This is a genomic window from Robertmurraya siralis, from assembly GCF_005502275.1.
Lineage (GTDB): Bacteria > Bacillota > Bacilli > Bacillales > Cytobacillaceae > Robertmurraya > Robertmurraya siralis.
Genome location: NZ_SWLZ01000002.1, coordinates 1 through 18,755, shown reverse-complemented (window position 1 = coordinate 18,755; position 18,755 = coordinate 1). Strand labels below are relative to the sequence as shown.

General features: G+C 39.9%; 15 protein-coding genes. 11 read left to right on the top strand and 4 right to left on the bottom strand.

Annotated elements, in window-relative coordinates:
* Nucleotides 1-49 precede the first annotated feature (49 nt).
* Together FCJ93_RS03055 and rlmD are read left to right on the top strand one after the other, a co-directional pair.
* Nucleotides 50-1,057, top strand: coding sequence for a trypsin-like serine peptidase (locus tag FCJ93_RS03055; RefSeq protein WP_170211195.1), 1,008 nt, complete (start codon nt 50-52; stop codon nt 1,055-1,057).
* 410 nt (nt 1,058-1,467) lie between these two features.
* Nucleotides 1,468-2,859, top strand: coding sequence for a 23S rRNA (uracil(1939)-C(5))-methyltransferase RlmD (gene rlmD / locus FCJ93_RS03050; protein WP_095309564.1), 1,392 nt, complete (start codon nt 1,468-1,470; stop codon nt 2,857-2,859).
* 116 nt (nt 2,860-2,975) lie between these two features.
* On the opposite strand, the gene FCJ93_RS03045 is transcribed toward rlmD, so the two are convergent.
* The 4 genes from FCJ93_RS03045 to murQ form a co-directional block, all read right to left on the bottom strand.
* Complete coding sequence (locus FCJ93_RS03045) at nt 2,976-3,983, bottom strand: MupG family TIM beta-alpha barrel fold protein (RefSeq protein ID WP_137742890.1); 1,008 nt, start codon at nt 3,981-3,983, stop codon at nt 2,976-2,978.
* Nucleotides 3,980-5,338, bottom strand: a complete 1,359-nt coding sequence (locus FCJ93_RS03040) for a PTS transporter subunit EIIC (RefSeq protein ID WP_095309560.1) — start codon at nt 5,336-5,338, stop codon at nt 3,980-3,982. The genes FCJ93_RS03045 and FCJ93_RS03040 overlap by 4 nt, the downstream gene beginning before the upstream one ends.
* 93 nt (nt 5,339-5,431) lie before the next feature.
* Nucleotides 5,432-6,295 carry a MurR/RpiR family transcriptional regulator gene (locus FCJ93_RS03035; RefSeq protein ID WP_095309558.1) on the bottom strand — a complete coding sequence of 288 codons (864 nt, stop codon included), beginning with the start codon at nt 6,293-6,295 and terminating at the stop codon, nt 5,432-5,434.
* Between the two features lie 27 nt (nt 6,296-6,322).
* A complete protein-coding gene (murQ, locus tag FCJ93_RS03030; protein ID WP_095309556.1) occupies nt 6,323-7,225 on the bottom strand; it encodes an N-acetylmuramic acid 6-phosphate etherase in 903 nt (300 codons plus the stop codon).
* A gap of 581 nt (nt 7,226-7,806) precedes the next feature.
* Here murQ and FCJ93_RS03025 point away from each other — a divergent pair.
* The 9 genes from FCJ93_RS03025 to FCJ93_RS02985 all read left to right on the top strand — a co-directional run bounded on the left by FCJ93_RS03025 (nt 7,807) and on the right by FCJ93_RS02985 (nt 18,594).
* On the top strand, nt 7,807-9,000 hold the full coding sequence (locus FCJ93_RS03025; protein ID WP_137742889.1) for a class I SAM-dependent rRNA methyltransferase: 1,194 nt from the start codon (nt 7,807-7,809) through the stop codon (nt 8,998-9,000).
* 110 nt (nt 9,001-9,110) lie between these two features.
* Complete coding sequence (locus tag FCJ93_RS03020; RefSeq protein WP_137742888.1) at nt 9,111-11,309, top strand: extracellular solute-binding protein; 2,199 nt, start codon at nt 9,111-9,113, stop codon at nt 11,307-11,309.
* A 132-nt stretch (nt 11,310-11,441) separates the two neighbouring features.
* The gene (gene deoC, locus FCJ93_RS03015; protein WP_095309550.1) at nt 11,442-12,140 is read left to right on the top strand and encodes a deoxyribose-phosphate aldolase; all 699 of its coding nucleotides are present in this window, start codon (nt 11,442-11,444) and stop codon (nt 12,138-12,140) included.
* Nucleotides 12,141-12,194: 54 nt separating this feature from the next.
* Nucleotides 12,195-13,127 carry a ribokinase gene (locus FCJ93_RS03010; protein ID WP_137742887.1) on the top strand — a complete coding sequence of 311 codons (933 nt, stop codon included), beginning with the start codon at nt 12,195-12,197 and terminating at the stop codon, nt 13,125-13,127.
* Nucleotides 13,117-13,611 (top strand): RbsD/FucU domain-containing protein, encoded by a 495-nt coding sequence (locus FCJ93_RS03005; RefSeq protein ID WP_137742886.1) that lies wholly within the window; start codon nt 13,117-13,119, stop codon nt 13,609-13,611. The genes FCJ93_RS03010 and FCJ93_RS03005 overlap by 11 nt, the downstream gene beginning before the upstream one ends.
* Before the next feature lie 15 nt (nt 13,612-13,626).
* Complete coding sequence (locus FCJ93_RS03000) at nt 13,627-14,757, top strand: Gfo/Idh/MocA family protein (RefSeq protein ID WP_137742885.1); 1,131 nt, start codon at nt 13,627-13,629, stop codon at nt 14,755-14,757.
* Nucleotides 14,735-15,652, top strand: coding sequence for a sugar phosphate isomerase/epimerase family protein (locus tag FCJ93_RS02995; protein ID WP_095309542.1), 918 nt, complete (start codon nt 14,735-14,737; stop codon nt 15,650-15,652). The genes FCJ93_RS03000 and FCJ93_RS02995 overlap by 23 nt, the downstream gene beginning before the upstream one ends.
* A gap of 370 nt (nt 15,653-16,022) precedes the next feature.
* Nucleotides 16,023-17,690 carry a ribonuclease J gene (locus FCJ93_RS02990; protein ID WP_095309540.1) on the top strand — a complete coding sequence of 556 codons (1,668 nt, stop codon included), beginning with the start codon at nt 16,023-16,025 and terminating at the stop codon, nt 17,688-17,690.
* A gap of 124 nt (nt 17,691-17,814) precedes the next feature.
* Nucleotides 17,815-18,594, top strand: coding sequence for a Cof-type HAD-IIB family hydrolase (locus FCJ93_RS02985; RefSeq protein ID WP_095309572.1), 780 nt, complete (start codon nt 17,815-17,817; stop codon nt 18,592-18,594).
* Nucleotides 18,595-18,755: the final 161 nt, after the last annotated feature.

Genomic DNA, 18,755 nt, shown 5'->3' with positions numbered 1-18,755 from the left:
TTCTGAAAATTCGTTATAATATAATCATATTTTGAGAGGAGGTAATATTTTGAAAAAGAGTATTTTTCTAACAATTTTTTTGTTTACTTTTTTATTCGTTCCAATCAATGCTTTGGCGGACAATACACTAGGAGACTTTCATTTTGATGCAAAGGAATCTTCACATCCCTTGGATAGAGTTAATTCAAAGGGAGAGGTAACAAAATATGAGGATTACAGCAATAAGAACTTAACGTTTATCAATGAAACAAAAAGTTTTCAAGGCACAGGAGAGCTTAATCCTATTTTTGTTGGTGATTTGCTAAATAAAGGCTTTTTAGAGACTACACAATCTTTAGTAAAAGATGTGACCACAAATGAAGTCGCACCATTTGTTGTCATCGGTCCAGATGGAAGAACTAGAGTAGAAAATACAACAGTATTCCCATATAGTGCCATTACTTATATTTCCTTGGAGTGGGCAGATGGTAGCCGCGGATCTTGTACAGGGACATTAATTGGTATCGATAGAGTTTTAACAAATGGGCATTGTGTTGTGAATCCTACTACGCAAAGAGGAATAGTGAGTGCTACAGTTTATCCGGGTGTAAGTGGTAGCACAGCTTTATTTGGAGCATATAATGCGATCGATTATTATGTTACTTCCCATTGGATTAATACTGGAGCAATATCTCAAGATTATGCAGTTCTTGTACTGAGTCCATCTAATGGCCGCCATGCAGGAGAGCGTGCTGGATTTGCAGGAATTAGACAGGTAACCAATATCCTCAATCAGAACATCGGGATCTATGGTTATCCAGGTGATTTGATCAGAAGAGATGGAGCCATAAATCAATATGGGATGCGTGGAAATGTTGCAAGTGAGGATAGTCAAGTTGCTTATTATACAATTGATACAGCACCAGGACAGTCGGGCTCTGCTATGTTAAATACAAGCAATCAAGTCATTGGTGTACATAGCAGCGGTTTTTCTGATCGAAATGGTAATCCGGTGAGAAATGGCGGTCCAAAGATGAGCAGCTTTATGTTTGAGTTCGTTTCAAATGCGTTGAATTAATAATGGATAAAATACTGCACCTTTAAATGTTAGGGAGCACCAACATCTGGAGGTGCAGTTTTGCGTTCGCAAAATACTCAATAAAATGAGTGGGAGTCTGAGAAATGAACTGTTCATAAGTAATCAGTTATATTGTGCAAAACCAAACTTTTACACGAAATGTGCCGAAAATCTTTTTTATCAACAAATCGGTATAACAAAGTTAATTTTTTGTTTAAGATATAGGATACAGATACTGAGGCAAAAATCCCGAGATGAAAACGAACTTTAAACAATTTTTCTTAGCGGAAACGAAAGATTAGGTGTTTTATGTCAAGGCTTGTAATATCTACTAAGGATGTATCATTCCCAAAAGTCCATTAGTCCTTTATACTAATTGGAGTAAAAGATTTAATGGAGAGGAATTAATTATGACCGTTACGAATGAAGAAATGATTGTTGAGATAAAAAGTTTGGACGATAAAGGCGCGGGACGAGCTAGTGTTTGGCGTGAGAATGAGCACGGAAATCAGAAAAAGTTAAGGCTAACGATTCCGCAAGTACTCCCTGGAGAAAAAGTTCGTGTTATTGTTGACAAGCCAGAACGTCGAAGAAGAAGGGCGATTGCTGAAGAAATTTTAGAGACGCACTCAGAGCGCATTGCTCCACCTTGTCCTCATTTTGAACGATGTGGAGGATGTGTTTGGCAGCATTGGCAATATCGTGGACAATTGCAGCAAAAGACTTCCCATGTGAAAGAGGCGATCGAAGCGCAAGGTTTTAATCCAGAGCTTGTCGCAGATACGATTGGAATGGATGAGCCTTGGCATTATCGCAATAAAATGGAGTTTACGTTTTCGCCTGAAGGTGAGTTAGGGTTGCATGAACAAGGAAATTTCCGAAAAATTATTTCTTTGGAAACATGTCTTATCGCAGGGAAAGAAATGGTTGAGGCTGCGATGGAGGTTGCCAAATGGGCAAAAGATCAGAAGTTAAGAGGATATAATAAAGACCTGCACGAAGGCTTATTACGCCATCTTATGGTGAGACAGTCATTCGTAACAGGTGAAATGATGCTTGCTTTATTTGCAACTGAGGCTCCAACTGGACAACTTGATGGAGCAACGAGCGATTTGGTTAAACGAATTACAGCAAAGTTTCCCCAAGTGAAAAGTTTAATGTGGCTTGAGAATACCGATTGGGCGGACCGTACCCAATCTGAAAAAAGCCATATCCTTGCAGGGAGAGACTTTATTTATGATGAAATGGACGGATACCGCTTCCGTCTATGGTTCGATACATTTTTCCAAACGAACCCGACACAAGCACAAAAGTTGGTTGAACTGGCAGTTGCGATGGGTGAACCGAAGCAAACCGAAAAAATGATTGATTTATTCTGTGGGGTTGGAACATTTTCACTTCCGTTTGCAAGTAGAGTGGAAAAGCTTGCCGGTATTGAGATTGTTGAAAGCTCGATTGAATCGGCGCAACGAAATGCCTTGGATAATGGATTAACGAACACGTATTTTCTAGCAAAAGATGCTCGTAAAGGCATTGACGAGGTATTAGCGAATTTCGGTAAGCCTGAATTATTATTATTAGACCCGCCCCGTTCAGGAGCCGGTGGAAAAGTGATGAGAAGAATCGGACGTTCTAAACCCGAGCGCATTGTTTATGTATCCTGTAACCCTGATACATTTGCTACAGATATTAAAGAGCTCGAGCCGTTCGGATATAGATTGGAGAAAGTACAGCCAGTCGATTTATTCCCGCACACGGTTCATGTAGAATGTGTTGCATTGTTGGTATATACTGGAGAATAATTTTAAAGAGGGTATCACCGCATAATAAGGTGATACCCTCAAATATTTGTGTGTAAAAATATTGATGATGAAAGGATATCGGTCTTCAGCCCAAAAGCAAAGCGTCCCCAACTAGATTAAACAAGTTGGACAGATGCTCCCGGAGGAAGGTAGGCTAGCAATGGAAGATCATCGTTCAACACCTTACCGAGGACATTCACCCTTTGATCAGCAGGCAAATCGCGTAATGCAATTTGAATTTCACCTTGATAGCGGCCGTAGAGATGATTGTCCATTGTAATCGTTCCTACGGGGCGAATCTCCGTCCTGGCAGGGGCGATTGCTGTTTTTGAGCGTGTGTCCATAAAGCGCAGCACGTCTCTGGAAAGATCAGGGCGTAATTTATAGGTGCCTTGATGCAGAAAATCGGCTTCTGTACGAACGATGATTGTTTTTTCCTCAGAAAATAACAGTAATTTTGCTAGCAATTGTTCACCTGGGTCGGGGTCACCGATATAGACATCTTCCACTCCTTCGTGAAAAAGCTGGAGTGCAGATAGGAGAGGCTCTTGCGTGCGATGCTCTTCTAAAGTTGGCAAGCCATCGAACAACGGCCCTCTTTTCTCGCCAGATCCTGGGATATAGGCACTTATTGGTATATTGTAACGTTTAAACAATGCATTTTGCTGGCGAAAGAACTCCATGCTTAACCCGGTCTCTTTCCGAGGATAAAAATTGTGCCAGCCAATAAGACTATCTGTTTTTAACCCTTTAGAGGTGAGAGTGAGAATATCATCTTCAAATAAAATACTCGCATTAATGGCAATTTTAAATTCAGCAGAAAGGGCTAAAATCAGCTCATTGTCAAAAAAATCATCTAAGCGAAGTCCTGTTACACCTAAATCCTTAAGCTGAAAAAGGTCATTAATGCCCAGATGAGACGGGGTGTTATAGGATACATCAGCAAAAACCTCAATTCCGTTCTCACTCGCTAAATGTAACAGCTTTTTGGCGCGCTCAGCTAATTCACCCTTCTCCTCGGGGAGGTGAAGCGAGGTAAATGCCCGCTTCACACCTGTCTTTCCAGCTAATATAATTCGTTCTTCGGCAGCTCGATCATTTAAATAAAAGGAGATTCCAATCAATCGTATTCACCTGCCATTTCATCCTTAAACCCAAATAGGTAAGTAAAGATGAAACCAGCAGCATAAGCGATGAGTACACCTACTAAATAAAGAACAATTTGATGGGTGTGAACAAGGAATGAGAGCGGTAAACCAGACACTCCGACTGCAATTGTAGCGATATTAAAGTATGCCTGGAACGCTCCACCAATACCAGCACCTAAACAAGCAGTGATAAATGGTCTTCCAAGAGGTAACGTTACCCCAAAGATAAGTGGTTCACCAATTCCTAAAATACCAGATGGAAGTCCCCCGCCAATCGCTCTTTTTAAGCGTGGTTTCTTTGTTTTAAAGTAAATGGCAAAAGCCGCCCCAACTTGACCTGCACCGCCCATTGCCAAAATTGGTAGCAATGGATCGTCGCCAATCGTATTAATTAATTCTAAGTGCACTGGCGTTAAGCCTTGATGCAGTCCTGTTACAACGAGCGGAAGGAAGGTCGACCCAAGAACAAACCCGGCTATAATTCCACCCATATCTAACACAGCTAATAATCCTTTTGTAATCACGTCTGATATGAAGCCACCTACTGGCATAAAAACTAAATATGTGACAATTCCAGTAACCAATAATGCGATAGTAGGTGTAACTATAATATCCAGTGACTGTGGGACAAATTTGCGAACTCTTTTTTCTACAATGGCGATAAAGATGGCAGCAAGTAAGACACCGATAAGTCCACCCCGTCCTGGAACGAGCTCTTCTCCAAATAGAACGATCGAAGCGGAGGCAGGATTGATAATAAGGATCCCTGCCAGACCACCGAGAGCTGGTGAACCTCCAAATTCCTTCGCTGCGTTAATCCCCACTAAAATACCGAGATACGTAAATAGCCCGCCGCCAATAACAGTTAAAATCATGGCAAGCTGTGATTCCGCTGAGAGCCATCCAGCTTGAATAACCGCTTTTGAAATCCCTGTAATTAACCCTGAGGCTACTAAAGCAGGAATTAATGGAATAAAGATGCTGGCAATTTTTCTTAAAAATAATTTAAAAGGAGTAGCGTTTTTCGTTTTTAATTCTGATTTCACTGAAGCTGCCCGTTCTTTTAAATTGATTTCTCCTGATTGCTCTATTAATTTACCAAACTCCTCCGTTACTTTATTGACTTTTCCCGGTCCAAGAATGATTTGCAACGTTTCTTCTTCGACAAATCCGATGACACCATCAATTTTCTTGATCTCTTCTTTATTGACGAGAGATTCGTCTACTGGGGTCACCCGAAGCCGAGTCATGCAGTGTGTATAAGACTCAATATTCTTGGCGCCGCCTAATTGCTTTAATATTTTTTCAGCTAAAATTTTATTTTCAGCCATTTTTGCTCCCCCTATCATTGTAATAAAGCTCTTTTCTCAAGTGGTAATAGTGAAATCACTTGACGAGCTTTTTCTCTAAAAATAACTTGGTGCTCACTTTCCAGTTGATTGCTCTTTTAAAAATTTGATGGCGCTTCTTGTTTTTTCAATATAATCAACGGTTTCCTCATATGTTTCTGTTGCCATGCATAAAAACAAGACATCGATCATAAATAGTTGTGCCAATCGGGAGGAAGTGGCAGCACTTCGAAATGGAGCTTCTGTAGAATGGGAAGTAAACAGCTTCATATCGGCTAATTCTGCTACAGAAGAATGTCCATATTTTGTTAAACTGATCGTTTTCATGCCTTTTTCCTTTGCTAACGCCATCACATTAATGACTTCAGGTGTTTCTCCAGAGAAAGAGATTCCAAATAAGACATCATCCTTTTCAGCATTTGCAATTAAAGTAGCAACCAGATGTGTATCTGAGAAGGCGGTGGCATGCTTATTAATGCGCAAGAGCTTTTGCTGAACATCCGTTGCGATTATTTGTGAAGCACCAATTCCGAATAAATGAATATTTTTGGCTGCTAATAGAGTTTGAACTGCCATTTCAAGTTCCTCATACTGGATAACCTCAGCAGAATCACGTAAGCTTTGAATGCTGTTACTTAATGTTTTTTGAACGATATTCTCTTTCGTCTCATCCTTTTTTATATCTGTATATCCCTGTTCAACCGGCTTTCCTAAATCGCTAATGACTCGAACCTTTAAATCCTGAAAACCTTTGAAACCTAATGACTTGCAAAGGCGAATAACAGCGGCGCCGCTCGACGATGTAACGGCTGCTAACTCACTCACTGTGCAGTTTACAACTTCATGTGGAGCATCCAAGATATACTGGGCAATTTTTCTTTCCGATTCTGGAAGCTGCATAAGCATATTTTCTATAATTTTTAATCCACCTGAAATCACCGTTGATTACCACCTTTTAAAATTCATTTATTCCTTTTTGATCGCTCTGCGAACATATCCATCGGCTTCATCCAACATTTGGAGCGCTTTGTCCTTTGTGACATCGTTCTGTATCATGACAATCGCTGTTTTCACTTGAAGATCTGCTGCCTCGAGTGCTTTCACTGCCTTTTCATAGGTAACACCAGTAATTTTGATGATAATGTTCAGGGCGCGTTCCTTTAATTTTTCATTGCTTACATGAACATCAACCATTAAATTTTCATAGGCTTTCCCAAGCAATATCATCGAGCTTGTCGAAATCATATTCAGAACCATTTTATGTGCAGTTGCTGCCTTTAATCTTGTCGAACCGGTTAATACTTCAGGTCCAACTACGACTTCGATCGCTTGGTCGGCCTCTTTGCTAATGAGAGCATTGCGGTTGCAAGAGAGAGCGACTGTTTTTGCTTGAATACTCTTCGCATATTGAAGAGCACCAATAACGTAAGGGGTACGTCCGCTTGCAGCAATCCCAATAACCGTATCCTGAGGTGAAAGATTGATTTTCTTTAAGTCGGCTTCACCCGCTTCCGGTTTGTCCTCGGCGCCTTCAACAGCTTTAATAAATGCTTGTTCACCGCCTGCAATAATCCCTTGAACCATATTGGGATCGGTGCTGAAAGTCGGAGGACACTCCACCGCATCAAGAACCCCTAATCTCCCGCTTGTTCCAGCACCGATATAAATGAGTCTCCCTCCTTGTTTGAATGATTCCAATGTGTATTTCACTGCCATTTCAATATGAGGAAGCTCTTGTGCAACTGCCTCGGCAATTTTTTGATCTTCCTCATTCATAAGTTTGAGAATATCAAGTGGTTGTGCAGTGTCAATCGCCATTGAACGTTCATTGCGAGATTCTGTTGTTAGCGTTTTCAAATTGTGCTGCATACTATGCCTCCATGCTTATGACTTGTTGTATGATAGGTTATCCAGATTCAGTATAACTCCTTAGAAATAAAATTTCAATACTTAATATATAATACTGAAATTTTATTTCAGAATAGAAATTACTTTTGCATTGGCTACTTGAAATATAATTACGAGAAGAATGCGTGTGACAAAATTTTATGCTACAGTATAACAATGAATGCAGGGATATTAAAACCTGAACTGAAAACAAAGCCTTTGGCATAAGCCGAGGTTAGAGCTATGGGTGACCGAAGTATAACGATAAAAAAAGTTTCTTCAGCAACGAAAAGCTCAAATGGACAATTGGTCATTGAAAAATGGTATGAGCTTGAAAACAAAGGTATAATAAGAGGTATTAGAAAAGCTGGAAGAAGCCCATTCTATAAATGGATGAGGCTTCTTTTTTTAGGCTTTATTTATATGTCGGTGTTGATTCTCATTTTCTCTCTTTCAGCATACTGAAAGGCTTGTGAAACCTTGGTTTCACAAGAGATGGGCCAAAAATTGTTTAAAAAAACCATTGCTTATAGAGGCAAAATCAAATGAACAGGGCGGTTTTTATGAAGCAAACAGTAAAAGTAAAAGTAAAATCAGCGTATGTGAAAAGTATAAAAGCAGGGTTTCCGCTTCTCAAAAAGGAAGCTGTTGAAAATTTACAACAATTAGGTGCGGAAGGGACGATTCTTGAACTAACCGATGATAGCGATCTATTTCTAGCAAAAGGTTATTATGGGAAGCAAAATAAGGGCATCGGTTGGATTTTAAGTCGGAGGCAGGAAGAACAAATTGATGTGCGCTTTTTTGAGAAGAAATTAAAAAGAGCATTTGAACTGCGACAGTCTTTCTTTAGTGATCCTGGAACAACGGCATTCCGTTTGTTTAACGGTGAAGGGGATGGAATTGGAGGTGTTGCGATTGAATACTTCGATGGTTATCTTCTTATTCAGTGGTACAGCGAAGGGATTTATCATTTTAAGGATTTGTTCATTGAGGCCCTGAACAGCATTGTTGATTATAAAGGAATATATGAAAAGAAACGATTCGATCTGCAAGGGACTTATATGGAAGATGATGATTTTCTTATCGGAGAAAGTGCGCCCGTACCGCTTCTTGTAAAAGAAAATGGCATCAACTTTGCCATTTATTTAAATGAGAGTGCAATGGTAGGAATCTTCTTAGATCAGCGCGAGGTAAGGAAAACGATACGCGATAATTATGCGAAAGGGAAGACGGTATTAAATACGTTTTCGTATACGGGTGCCTTTTCAGTTGCGGCTTCATTAGGCGGCGCCATGAAAACAACGAGCGTTGATGTTGCGAATCGCAGCAAAAGCAAAACGATTGAGCAATTTAGTGTGAACGGCATCGACTTTGAAGCAGAGGATATCATTGTCGAGGATGTGTTCAATTATTTCAAATATGCTGGTCGAAAAAACCTTTCATTTGATTTAGTAATCCTCGATCCGCCAAGCTATGCTCGTTCGAAAAAAAATACATTCAGTGCAGGAAAAGATTATCCAGATCTATTAGCAAAAGCAATTGATGTCACTGAACAGGGAGGCGTGATAGTAGCTTCTACTAATTGCAGTACATTTGGCATGGACAAATTTAAAGGTTTCATCGAAAAGGCATTCAAGCAAGCTGATTCCAAGTATCAAGTTCTTGAAGAGTTCAGACTACCTGCCGATTTTAAGACAATAAAAGAATTTAAAGAAGGCGATTATTTGAAGGTTGTATTTTTGCAGAAGCTTTAACAGGGAAAGGGAGAGAAGTTTTCCAAATAAGACTGTTAATTACAGAATTTGCATTTTTATGATATGCTACTATTTATCATAGATGAAACGTTTAACGAGGTGGAATTACGTTGACTACAATTAAAGAAGTGGCAAAAATGGCAGGAGTTTCAATTGGGACCGTTTCGAATGTTTTGAACGGTAAAACAAATAATATTGAGCTTATAGATCGAGTTGAACATGCCATGAAAGAATTGGGTTATCGTCCTGATGCAAATGCTAGGAGTCTTAAAAGTGAAAAGAGTGGTTTGATTGGCTTCGTATTGCCGAATTCTACGAATCCAGAAAATGCCTCACTGCTCTCTCATATCCAATCTAAGTTAAGTGAAAAAGGATATAGCATTCTTTTGTTTTTTTCACAAAATAACAAGCTGCTTGAGAAAAAGGCAATTGAAAAATGCCTTGAAAAAAGGGTCGATGGTATCATTTTATTTTCTTCATTAAAAAGGAAGAAGGAAGTAATAACGGAAAAAGAAGGTACACCCATCGTGATGGTGTCATACAGCGAAGCAAGTACCATAACGGGTGATGCGATTATTTTGGACTATTCCCGCGCTTTTGAACAGATTTTAGATTATTATGAGCGGAAGGGGAGGACAAATGTCGCACTGATCATTGATGAATCTTTTTATCAAAATGAAGAAGTGATCGAAATATACAATAAGCGCTACGGTGTAAAAGGGCTGCTAAAAATCTCGGATTACAGTAAAGAACGCGGATTTAAAGCTGCCTATGAGCTTTTCTTCCTACATCCTGAAATTGATGCAGTCATTTCAGGTAATTATCTCATTGCTGAAGGAGTAGAAAAAGCGATTAAGCTTTTGAAAATAGAAGATATTGAGGTTGCGGTATTGAAGGAAGGCAACTGGATAGAGGATGAGGCGGCATTTCCGGTCCAAATCTCTTTCTCTCAAAAAAAAATTGCTGAACGTGTGATTGAAAAAACGCTCGATGCGATTGAAAATCCTAAAACACATGAAGCTGTTGTAGAAAGAATTCATGCTGAATATAAAGAAACGCGAACGGTCTTGCACGGTGTGGAACGGAATTGCTCAACGGCAAACCTTAAGTTTGCTTTATACGAAAGTCCCACTTCTATTAGTTTAACAATGCTTGCAGAAGTATATGCACAGCAAACAGGAACGAATATAGAATTTGATTTATATAAGTACGACGAGTTGGAGCATTGTGTACATAGTATCTCTGACAGCTCCAGCAGTTTATATGACGGGGTGATGCTGGATATTACATGGATCGATGAGCTTGTGCGTCATAATGTGTTGGCTCCACTCGATCAGTCTAATATTGATTTCCAAGGTTTTATTCCTGGACTTGAACAGCAGTGTGGTGTGGTTGATGGGAAATATCACGCAGTTCCGATCATGTCTGGAACACAGCTTTTATTTTATCAAAAGGACTTGTTTGAAAATGAGTCATTAAAAAGGCAGTTTGCTAGAACATATGGAAATGAGTTAACCGTTCCACAGACATGGTCACAATTCAATATTATTGCAGAGTTCTTCACAAGGGCATACAATAGCAAATCACCAACGACATATGGTATTACAAGCGTATCCGGTGAAAATATATATACGACCATCTCTTATCTTAATCGACTATGGTCATACGGAAGTGATGTATTCGACGATAATGGTAAAGTGCTCATCAATAATCGTACATCACTTACAGCATTGATGAATTTCGTCAATAGCAGCAAATATTCTTCACCGCAACAATTGTATTCATGGGATGAGGCAGTGGAAGACTTTAAGAAGGGTCATAGTGCCATGACGATTTTATATGATTCTTATGCTAATGAACTAAATGATTACACGAAATCGAAGGTGGCCGGCAACCTTGGAGTTGGCTATATTCCGGGAGGGACTCCAGTATTGGGAGGCTGGAGCTTGGGAATCAATAAAAACAGTACCAATATAGAAGAGGTCATTAAGTTTCTTACATGGGTGAGCAGTGATCACGCTGTTATTCCACTGGCACTTTTAGGTGGATCGACCTTGAGAAAAAGCTATTATGAGAGCAATGATTTAGAGGATTCTTATCCGTGGAAGAATAAGGTTTTGGATAGTTATCGGAAAAGCAGAAAAAGGATACTGCCAAATGTAAAAATAAACAATAAGGGTCGAAACTATATATACAGTCATGTCATCTCTAAAGAAATTAACGCTTCAGTTCGTGGGCAAATATCAGAGGAGCAAGCGTTAATAAACATTGAACAAACCATTAATCGTTTAATGGAAGAGAATAAGTAATCGCAATAGCTGCAGTCAAATAATATATTTGACTGCAGTTATTTTTTATAAATAGGATTGAAATAGGAAAATCATCATGATAAGATGATTATATGAAACGTTTCATGTAACATTATACAGAGGAGGGATTGCATGATTGACTTTAGTGACAAAAGGCAGGTTGCAAAAGCAATACAATACACGAATGTAAATCCGAACTTAACGCGAGAAGGAATGATTAAGCATTTAGAGACATGTGTACAGTATGGTTTTAATGCAGCGATGGTTGCTCCTTGCTATGTATCCTTAGCAAAGGATTTTCTGCAAGGGACAGGAATCAAGGTGGCAACGACATTAAATTTTCCACAGGCGAACGATACATTAGAAATGAAGCTTGCAGCATTACGAGAGCTTATTAAAATTGGACCAGATGAATTTGATTTTCCTCCAAATCCGGGATTATTAATCGGTGGACTAGAACAGGAGTATTTTGAAGAAATGCGGCAAATTGTTGAAGTGTCTCATGCTTCAGGCGTTGTAGTTAAAGCCATGCTCGAATTTGGTTTTTTAAATGAGGAACAGAAAATAAAAGCTACAAAGCTTGCTTATGAAGCTGGGATTGACTGGGTTAAACAATCAAGCGGCTGGGGAATTGGCGGATGCGCAGCAACAGTAGAGGATGTCAAAATTTTAAAGGAAAATATTCAGGAACCATGCCGAGTTAAAGTTTCTGGAAAAGTAAACACACTTGAGAAAATGAAAGCAATGTTTGACGCTGGAGCAGAACTCGTGGGAACAAGCTCTGGACCTGAGATTTGTGAGGGGCTGGCAGGCGATCTGAATGCCTATTAAGTTACTAGTCTCTTAACATGGCAAACTCAGCTTTAACGGAAAGAAGGTGATAGAATGAAGATATGTATTATTGGAAGCTATGCAAAAGCCCTTGTTATGACGACGGATCGCATCCCTCTCGTCGGTGAAACTCTTCTAGGTGATCATTATCGAGAAACCTTTGGCGGGAAAGGCTCTGATATGGCTGTACAAGCTGCAAGATTAGGTGCTGAAGTGTCTTATATCGGAGTGGTAGGCAACGACTCGTTTGGTCTTGAGTTTCTGGATCTAATGGAATCAGAGGGTGTAACGCTTGAGGGGATAAGGAAAACGACTGAGAAGCCGACCGGTGTAGGATTTATCATTAAAGATACGAACGCTAGAAATGTCATCGTCGTGGATATGGGAGCCAATCAATTATTCTCTAAAAGGGATATTGAGCGACATTTAAAGTTGATTGAAGAGGCTGATGTTGTCCTCGCTCAATTAGAAATTCCGACTGAAACGGCTCTTTATGCATTGAAAAAGGCAAAAGAGCTAGGGAAAACAACGATCCTTAATCCGGCACCAGCTATTAATTTACTATCCTATGACTTAAGTTTTGTTGACTTCATTACACCAAATGAAACTGAGGCCCGGGTCACAATTGGAGAGCTGCCAGAAGTGGAACTGTCACACCGGGAAGTCGCACTCCAACTGTTACAAACAGGCTGTGGAACAGTCATTATGACCCTTGGTGGAGCGGGTGTTGAAATTCATACGTCAACAAAATGCACCGCCATAAATGCTTGCCCAATTGAAGTTGTCGATAGCAATGGGGCAGGTGATAGTTTTAACGCTTCTCTTGCAGTGGCACTTGGGGAAGGACAGGAATTAAGAGATGCTGTTCAGTTTGCCAATGCTGTCGCTGCCTTGTGTTGTACAAAATGGGAAACAGTACCATCCTATCACACTAGACCAGAAGTTGAAGAGTTTATTAGCAAAAGGAGGATTCATGATGAGACCTAGCCGTATTCTACATCCAAAACTTTTGAAAGCGCTTGCAGAATGTGGGCATACAGATATCATCTTGGTGACAGATGCAGGCTTTCCGATTCCGAAAGATGCGAACCGTATTGATCTTGGCTATTACGCTGGGCAAGTGGATGTTTTAGATATTCTAAAAATGCTTAGAAAGGAAATTTTCGTCGATGAGGTGGCATTTGCGGGTGAGGTAAAAACGCATCATCCGCAGCTTTATAAGAGCATTCAAGATATTTATACGGGCTCAGGAGCAATTTTTAAGGGAACAACGCATGAGGAGTTGGTCGAAAATATCGCTCCTAAAGCAAAGGTGGTGATACGTTCAGGCTCATTAAATGCGTGGGCAAATTTTGCGTTGGTTGCAAGCACAGATCCTTTTGCATGGTTTACAGAGGAAGATATTAAGATTTTGCCAGCATATGTGGAGAGAAGACGGAGAATAAAGGAAAATGAGGTTCCGAATTTATAAGAAGGGAGATTTATGATGTCAACCTTTGATTTAGATTTGAATATACACGCCGTTTTGCCGAAAAGAAAGGATTTCCGCATTGGTTCAATTGGAGCAGGAGCGATCGTCAGAGATTGTCATTTAGTTGCTTACAAAAATGCCGGTTTTAAACCATATGGGATCACTTCCCTTAATGGGGTTGGAGCAAGAATGGCTGCAAAAGATTTCGACATTCCCCACGTCTTTGATTCTTGGAGAGAGTTAATCGCAGACGACAATATTGAGATTTTAGATATTGCGGTTCCTCCAGACGTTCAGTTAGAAATTATTCGTGAAGCTGTAAAGCAAAAGCATATTGAAGGGATTCTCTGTCAAAAACCGCTTGCTATGAATTTACAAGAAGCAGTTGAAATTGTGAGACTTTGTGAAGAGGCAGGGGTTAAATTGGGTGTTAACAGCAATATGCGTTACGACCAATCGATGAGAGCGTTGAAAACATTACTCGATCATCAATACTTTGGTGATATTGTATTAGCAACAATAGAAATGAGAGCGATTCCACATTGGCAGGAATTTTTGAAAAAGTATGACCGAATTGAGATTTTGAATATGGGAATCCACCATGTTGATGTGTTTCGCTATCTTTTTGGAGACCCTGAAAAAGTAACCGCTGTCACAAGACGCGATCCGAGAACAACATTTGCCCATATTGATGGAATAAGCCAGTATACCTTCCAATATGCCAATGAAATGATGGCAACCAGCTTGGATGATGTCTGGGCTTGGCAAGGAGAAGGTACGGAAAAAGACATGTATATAAAATGGCGCGTCGAAGGAATGGATGGAATGGCTTGGGGGACGATTGGATGGCCGGCTTCACCGGCAAGAGAGCCGAGCACGATTAAATTTACGACTCGTAAACATCCTAACCAATGGATTGAACCTACATGGGATGAAGTATGGTTTCCGGATGCTTTTTTAGGAACGATGACGCAGCTGCTGCGGGCGGTGGAGAATGATACTGAACCTGAAATAAGCGGCCGTGACAACTTGCATACGATGGCAGCGATCGAAGCTTGTTATCTTTCCATCGAAGAGGAGAGGACCGTGTTATTTTCTGAAACTTTAAAGGAGGTCTACGAAAATGATTTCAGTCGGAATTTTTAATGGATACTATCCTTATACATTGGAGGAAAGTATAAAGAGGATTAAGGAAGCAGGCTTTACTTCTGTGCAATTGGATTTGAGTTTTAAAGATATGGACTTAGAAGACCCTTATACATTACCTGAAAAGCTTACAGTTGAAAAAGCACATAAAATTCGTGACGCATTTCGCAAGGCGAATATCCAAATAGTTGCTATTTCCGCTTACACGAATCTCGTCAGTCCGGATTTAGAAAAGAGAGAAAAAAATATTGCTTATGTTAAAACGTTATTAAAATTTGCCCGTGATTTGGGTACACCTTACGTTATAAGTGAAACAGGCACTTACAATACGGAAAGCGACTGGGTCTATCATGAGAAAAATAGTACGGAAGAGGCCGTGCGTGAGATCACTGCCGTTATAAGAGATCTAGCAGAGTTTGCTCATGAACATAACGCGGTGTTTTTAGTTGAAAACTACGTTAATAATATAATCGGCAGCGTCGATCAAGTACTCAGGCTGTTCAGAGATGTCGATCATCCAGGATTAGGACTATTAATGGATCCAACCAATTTCTTTAACGGAGAAAATATAAATGATGTGGATCATGAATTATATCGGATCTTTAATGCGTTAGAAGACAAAATTAAAATCGCACATGCCAAGGATATTAAATTGGCCGAAGACAAGAGCGAGAAGCATGCGGCCATCGATGCGGTTGAATCCCATACTTTCCGTGGAGCAGGGGATGTTGAGCTTCCGGCTGTGGGGCTAGGCGTTTTAAACTACGATTTATACTTGAAATTGTTGGCAAAAAAGCATCCAAATATTCCTATTATTATTGAGCATTTAGATGAGGATGACATTCCACGCGCAAAAGAATTTTTGGACAATAAGCTTTTAAAGGTAGGCGTATAAGAAGAAGGATGAAATAGATCGCTAAATGAATGTAGTGGAGGAACCTCACTAAAAGCAGGTTCCTTTTTGTTTTGGATTTCATAAGTGAATCTAGCCTTGCGCAAGCTTAACTAACATTGGGAGTTGGATTTTTTCAATTTAGAGGTTGTCTTTATCGAAAGTACAGGCTCTTTAACGTTTGTACGGCGATGAGTTTAAAGACAGGCTTTCTAGAATGTTCATCGCAAGAACAATTTTCTTTCCGGTTGTTTCCCCACACTTTTTAGGAAAAATCGATCTTTTAAAATGACTGAATGGATCAATTCAGAGAATATAAAGCTATACAATTCTCAAATACTATCCCTATACGTTTAAAAAGGTGGGATTTTTTATGAGCAGCAGGGATGAAACATTATCAATTTTTGCCTTAGGCGGATTAAATGAAGTAGGGAAAAATATGTACTGTATACAATATTCAGATGACATTATTGTGATCGACTGTGGAAATAAATTTCCTGATGAAAGTTTATTGGGCATTGATTTGATTATTCCAGATGTTGCTTTTTTAGAGGAAAATAAAGATAACGTCAAGGCGCTGATTGTGACGCACGGTCATGAGGATCATATTGGCGGAATTCCCTATCTTTTAAAAAAGATTAATATTCCTGTATTCGCAACCCGTTTTACACTTGGATTAATTGAATTAAAATTGGAGGAACACAAACTTTTAAGGGAAACAAAGCTAATCGAGATCGACTCTGATGCAAAGTTAACCATTGGTGAGTTCATTGTTGAATTTTTTAAAGTAAACCACAGTATTCCCGATTGCTTAGGTGTTCTATTCCGTACCTCTCAAGGTAATATTGTTCATACCGGTGATTTTAAATTTGATTTAACTCCGGTTAATGAGCAATATTCAGATATTCACAAGATGGCAAGGATCGGTGCGGAAGGAGTCTTGCTGTTGCTTTCAGAGAGTACAAATGCTGAACGATCAGGCGGTACGCCGTCAGAGAAAATGGTCGGGGAGCAGGTGATGGAGGCGTTTATTAAGGCGGAGCAAAAGGTGATTCTTTCAACTTTTGCCTCTAATATTAATCGTGTTCAGCAAGTGGTTGATGCTGCAAGGCGAACGAATCGAAAGCTTGTTTTACTTGGGAGGAGTATGATCAATGTTGTTGAGGTAGCGATTGAAAGAGGGTACTTGCATGTGCCGGAAGGAATGCTCATCGAGCCAAATGAAATAAATGAATTTCCGCCAGAACAGGTAGCTATATTATGCACAGGCAGCCAAGGGGAGCCATTAGCAGCGTTGTCGCGCTTATCAACGGGAAACTTCAGAGGAGTCGAGGTATTAGCTGGAGATACGGTTATTTTAGCAGCAGGGCCGATCCCCGGGAACGAGAAAGCTGTATCAAAAATCGTGGATAATTTGTTTGCTTTAGGGGCACATGTTATTTATGGCTCTGGCAAGGGAATGCACGTATCCGGCCATGGATATCAAGAGGATTTGAAACTAATGCTTACGTTAATGAAACCGAAATATTTTATTCCAATTCATGGAGAATATCGTATGCTTCATCAACACCGATTATTAGCGGAATCAGTTGGCGTTGCTCAAGGCGCTACCTTTATTTTAAAAAATGGAGAAGTAGTCGATATCGAGCATTCACTCGCTCGTCAAACAAGAAGAATACATGCTGGAGATACATACGTAGACGGAGTGGGGGTTGGAGATGTAGGAGATATTGTTTTAAGAGATCGGAAGCAATTATCCGAAGATGGCATGCTCGTTATTGTTTTAACGATGAGCAAAGGGGATAAGAAGCTTCTTTCTGGACCAGATACGATTACGAGGGGCTTCGTCTATGTAAGGGATTCTGAGGAATTATTAAATGAAATGAAGCGACTGATAGAAAAAACGTTAAAGGATTTAAAGAAATCGGGAAAAAATCAATGGAGTACTGTGAAGCAAACGATTAAAAAAACAATAAGCGATTTCCTATACGCCAGAACAAAAAGAAGACCGATGGTACTGCCGATCATTATTGAAATTTAACTGTTTTGCTTGTCTTTTTCGCCTAGAGCGAACCTTTTATCATTGCAAAGCTGTAACGTAATGGGATAACATAATGGAAATGGGGTATAAACAGAAAGTACAGCAAAGAAAGTTGGTATTGAAAATGATGGAAAGAAGCGTTATTTTTTTTGATATTGATGGAACACTTTTAAACCACGATAAGAAACTGCCGGCATCGACAAAAGAGGCGGTGTTTACCCTGAAGGAGCAAGGACACGAAGTGGCAATTGCGACAGGACGAGCGCCGTTCATGTACGAAGAATTGCGAAAGGAATTGGACATCAATACGTATGTAAGCTATAACGGACAATATGTGGTGTTGAATGGGGAAGTATTGGATACGAACCCACTTTCTATACCTGCACTGTTAAAATTAACAGAAACAGCACTTGTAAATGACCATCCGGTTGTCTATATGGATCATGAAGATATGAGGGCCAATGTACCAGAACATTCTTATATTAAGGAAAGCATAAAATCGTTAAAGATTGACCATTTCCCTGCCCATGATCCTCACTATTACGAGGAGCGGGATATTTTCCAAACCCTTTTATTCTGTCCAGAAGGCGAAGAAAAACAATATGAAGAGGTATTTCAAGATTTTGATTTTATTCGCTGGCACCCCGTTTCTTGCGATGTTGTTCCAAAAGGTGGTTCCAAATGGAGAGGGATCGAGAAAATCGTGGAGAAGCTCGGCATTCCGAAGGAGCGACAATATGCCTTTGGCGATGGCTTAAACGATATCGAAATGCTTTCGATGATCCATCATGGTGTGGCGATGGGGAATGGTGAAGAAGAAGTCAAGGCGGTTGCTAAGTATGTTACAAAATCAGTGGAGGAAGACGGAATTCTCCACGGTCTCAAAATGGTTGGATTATTATAAACGTCCTTTTTCGTGAATTTTTAATATGTGCCCAATGTTAAAAAGAGGGTGGGACAAAACCCATCTCTAAAATGAAAAAGCCAGTGAAATTTTACGACACGTAAAATTTCACTGGCTTTGATTCATTTTTGTATAAAAATAAGGACCTCTTCTGATAAAAT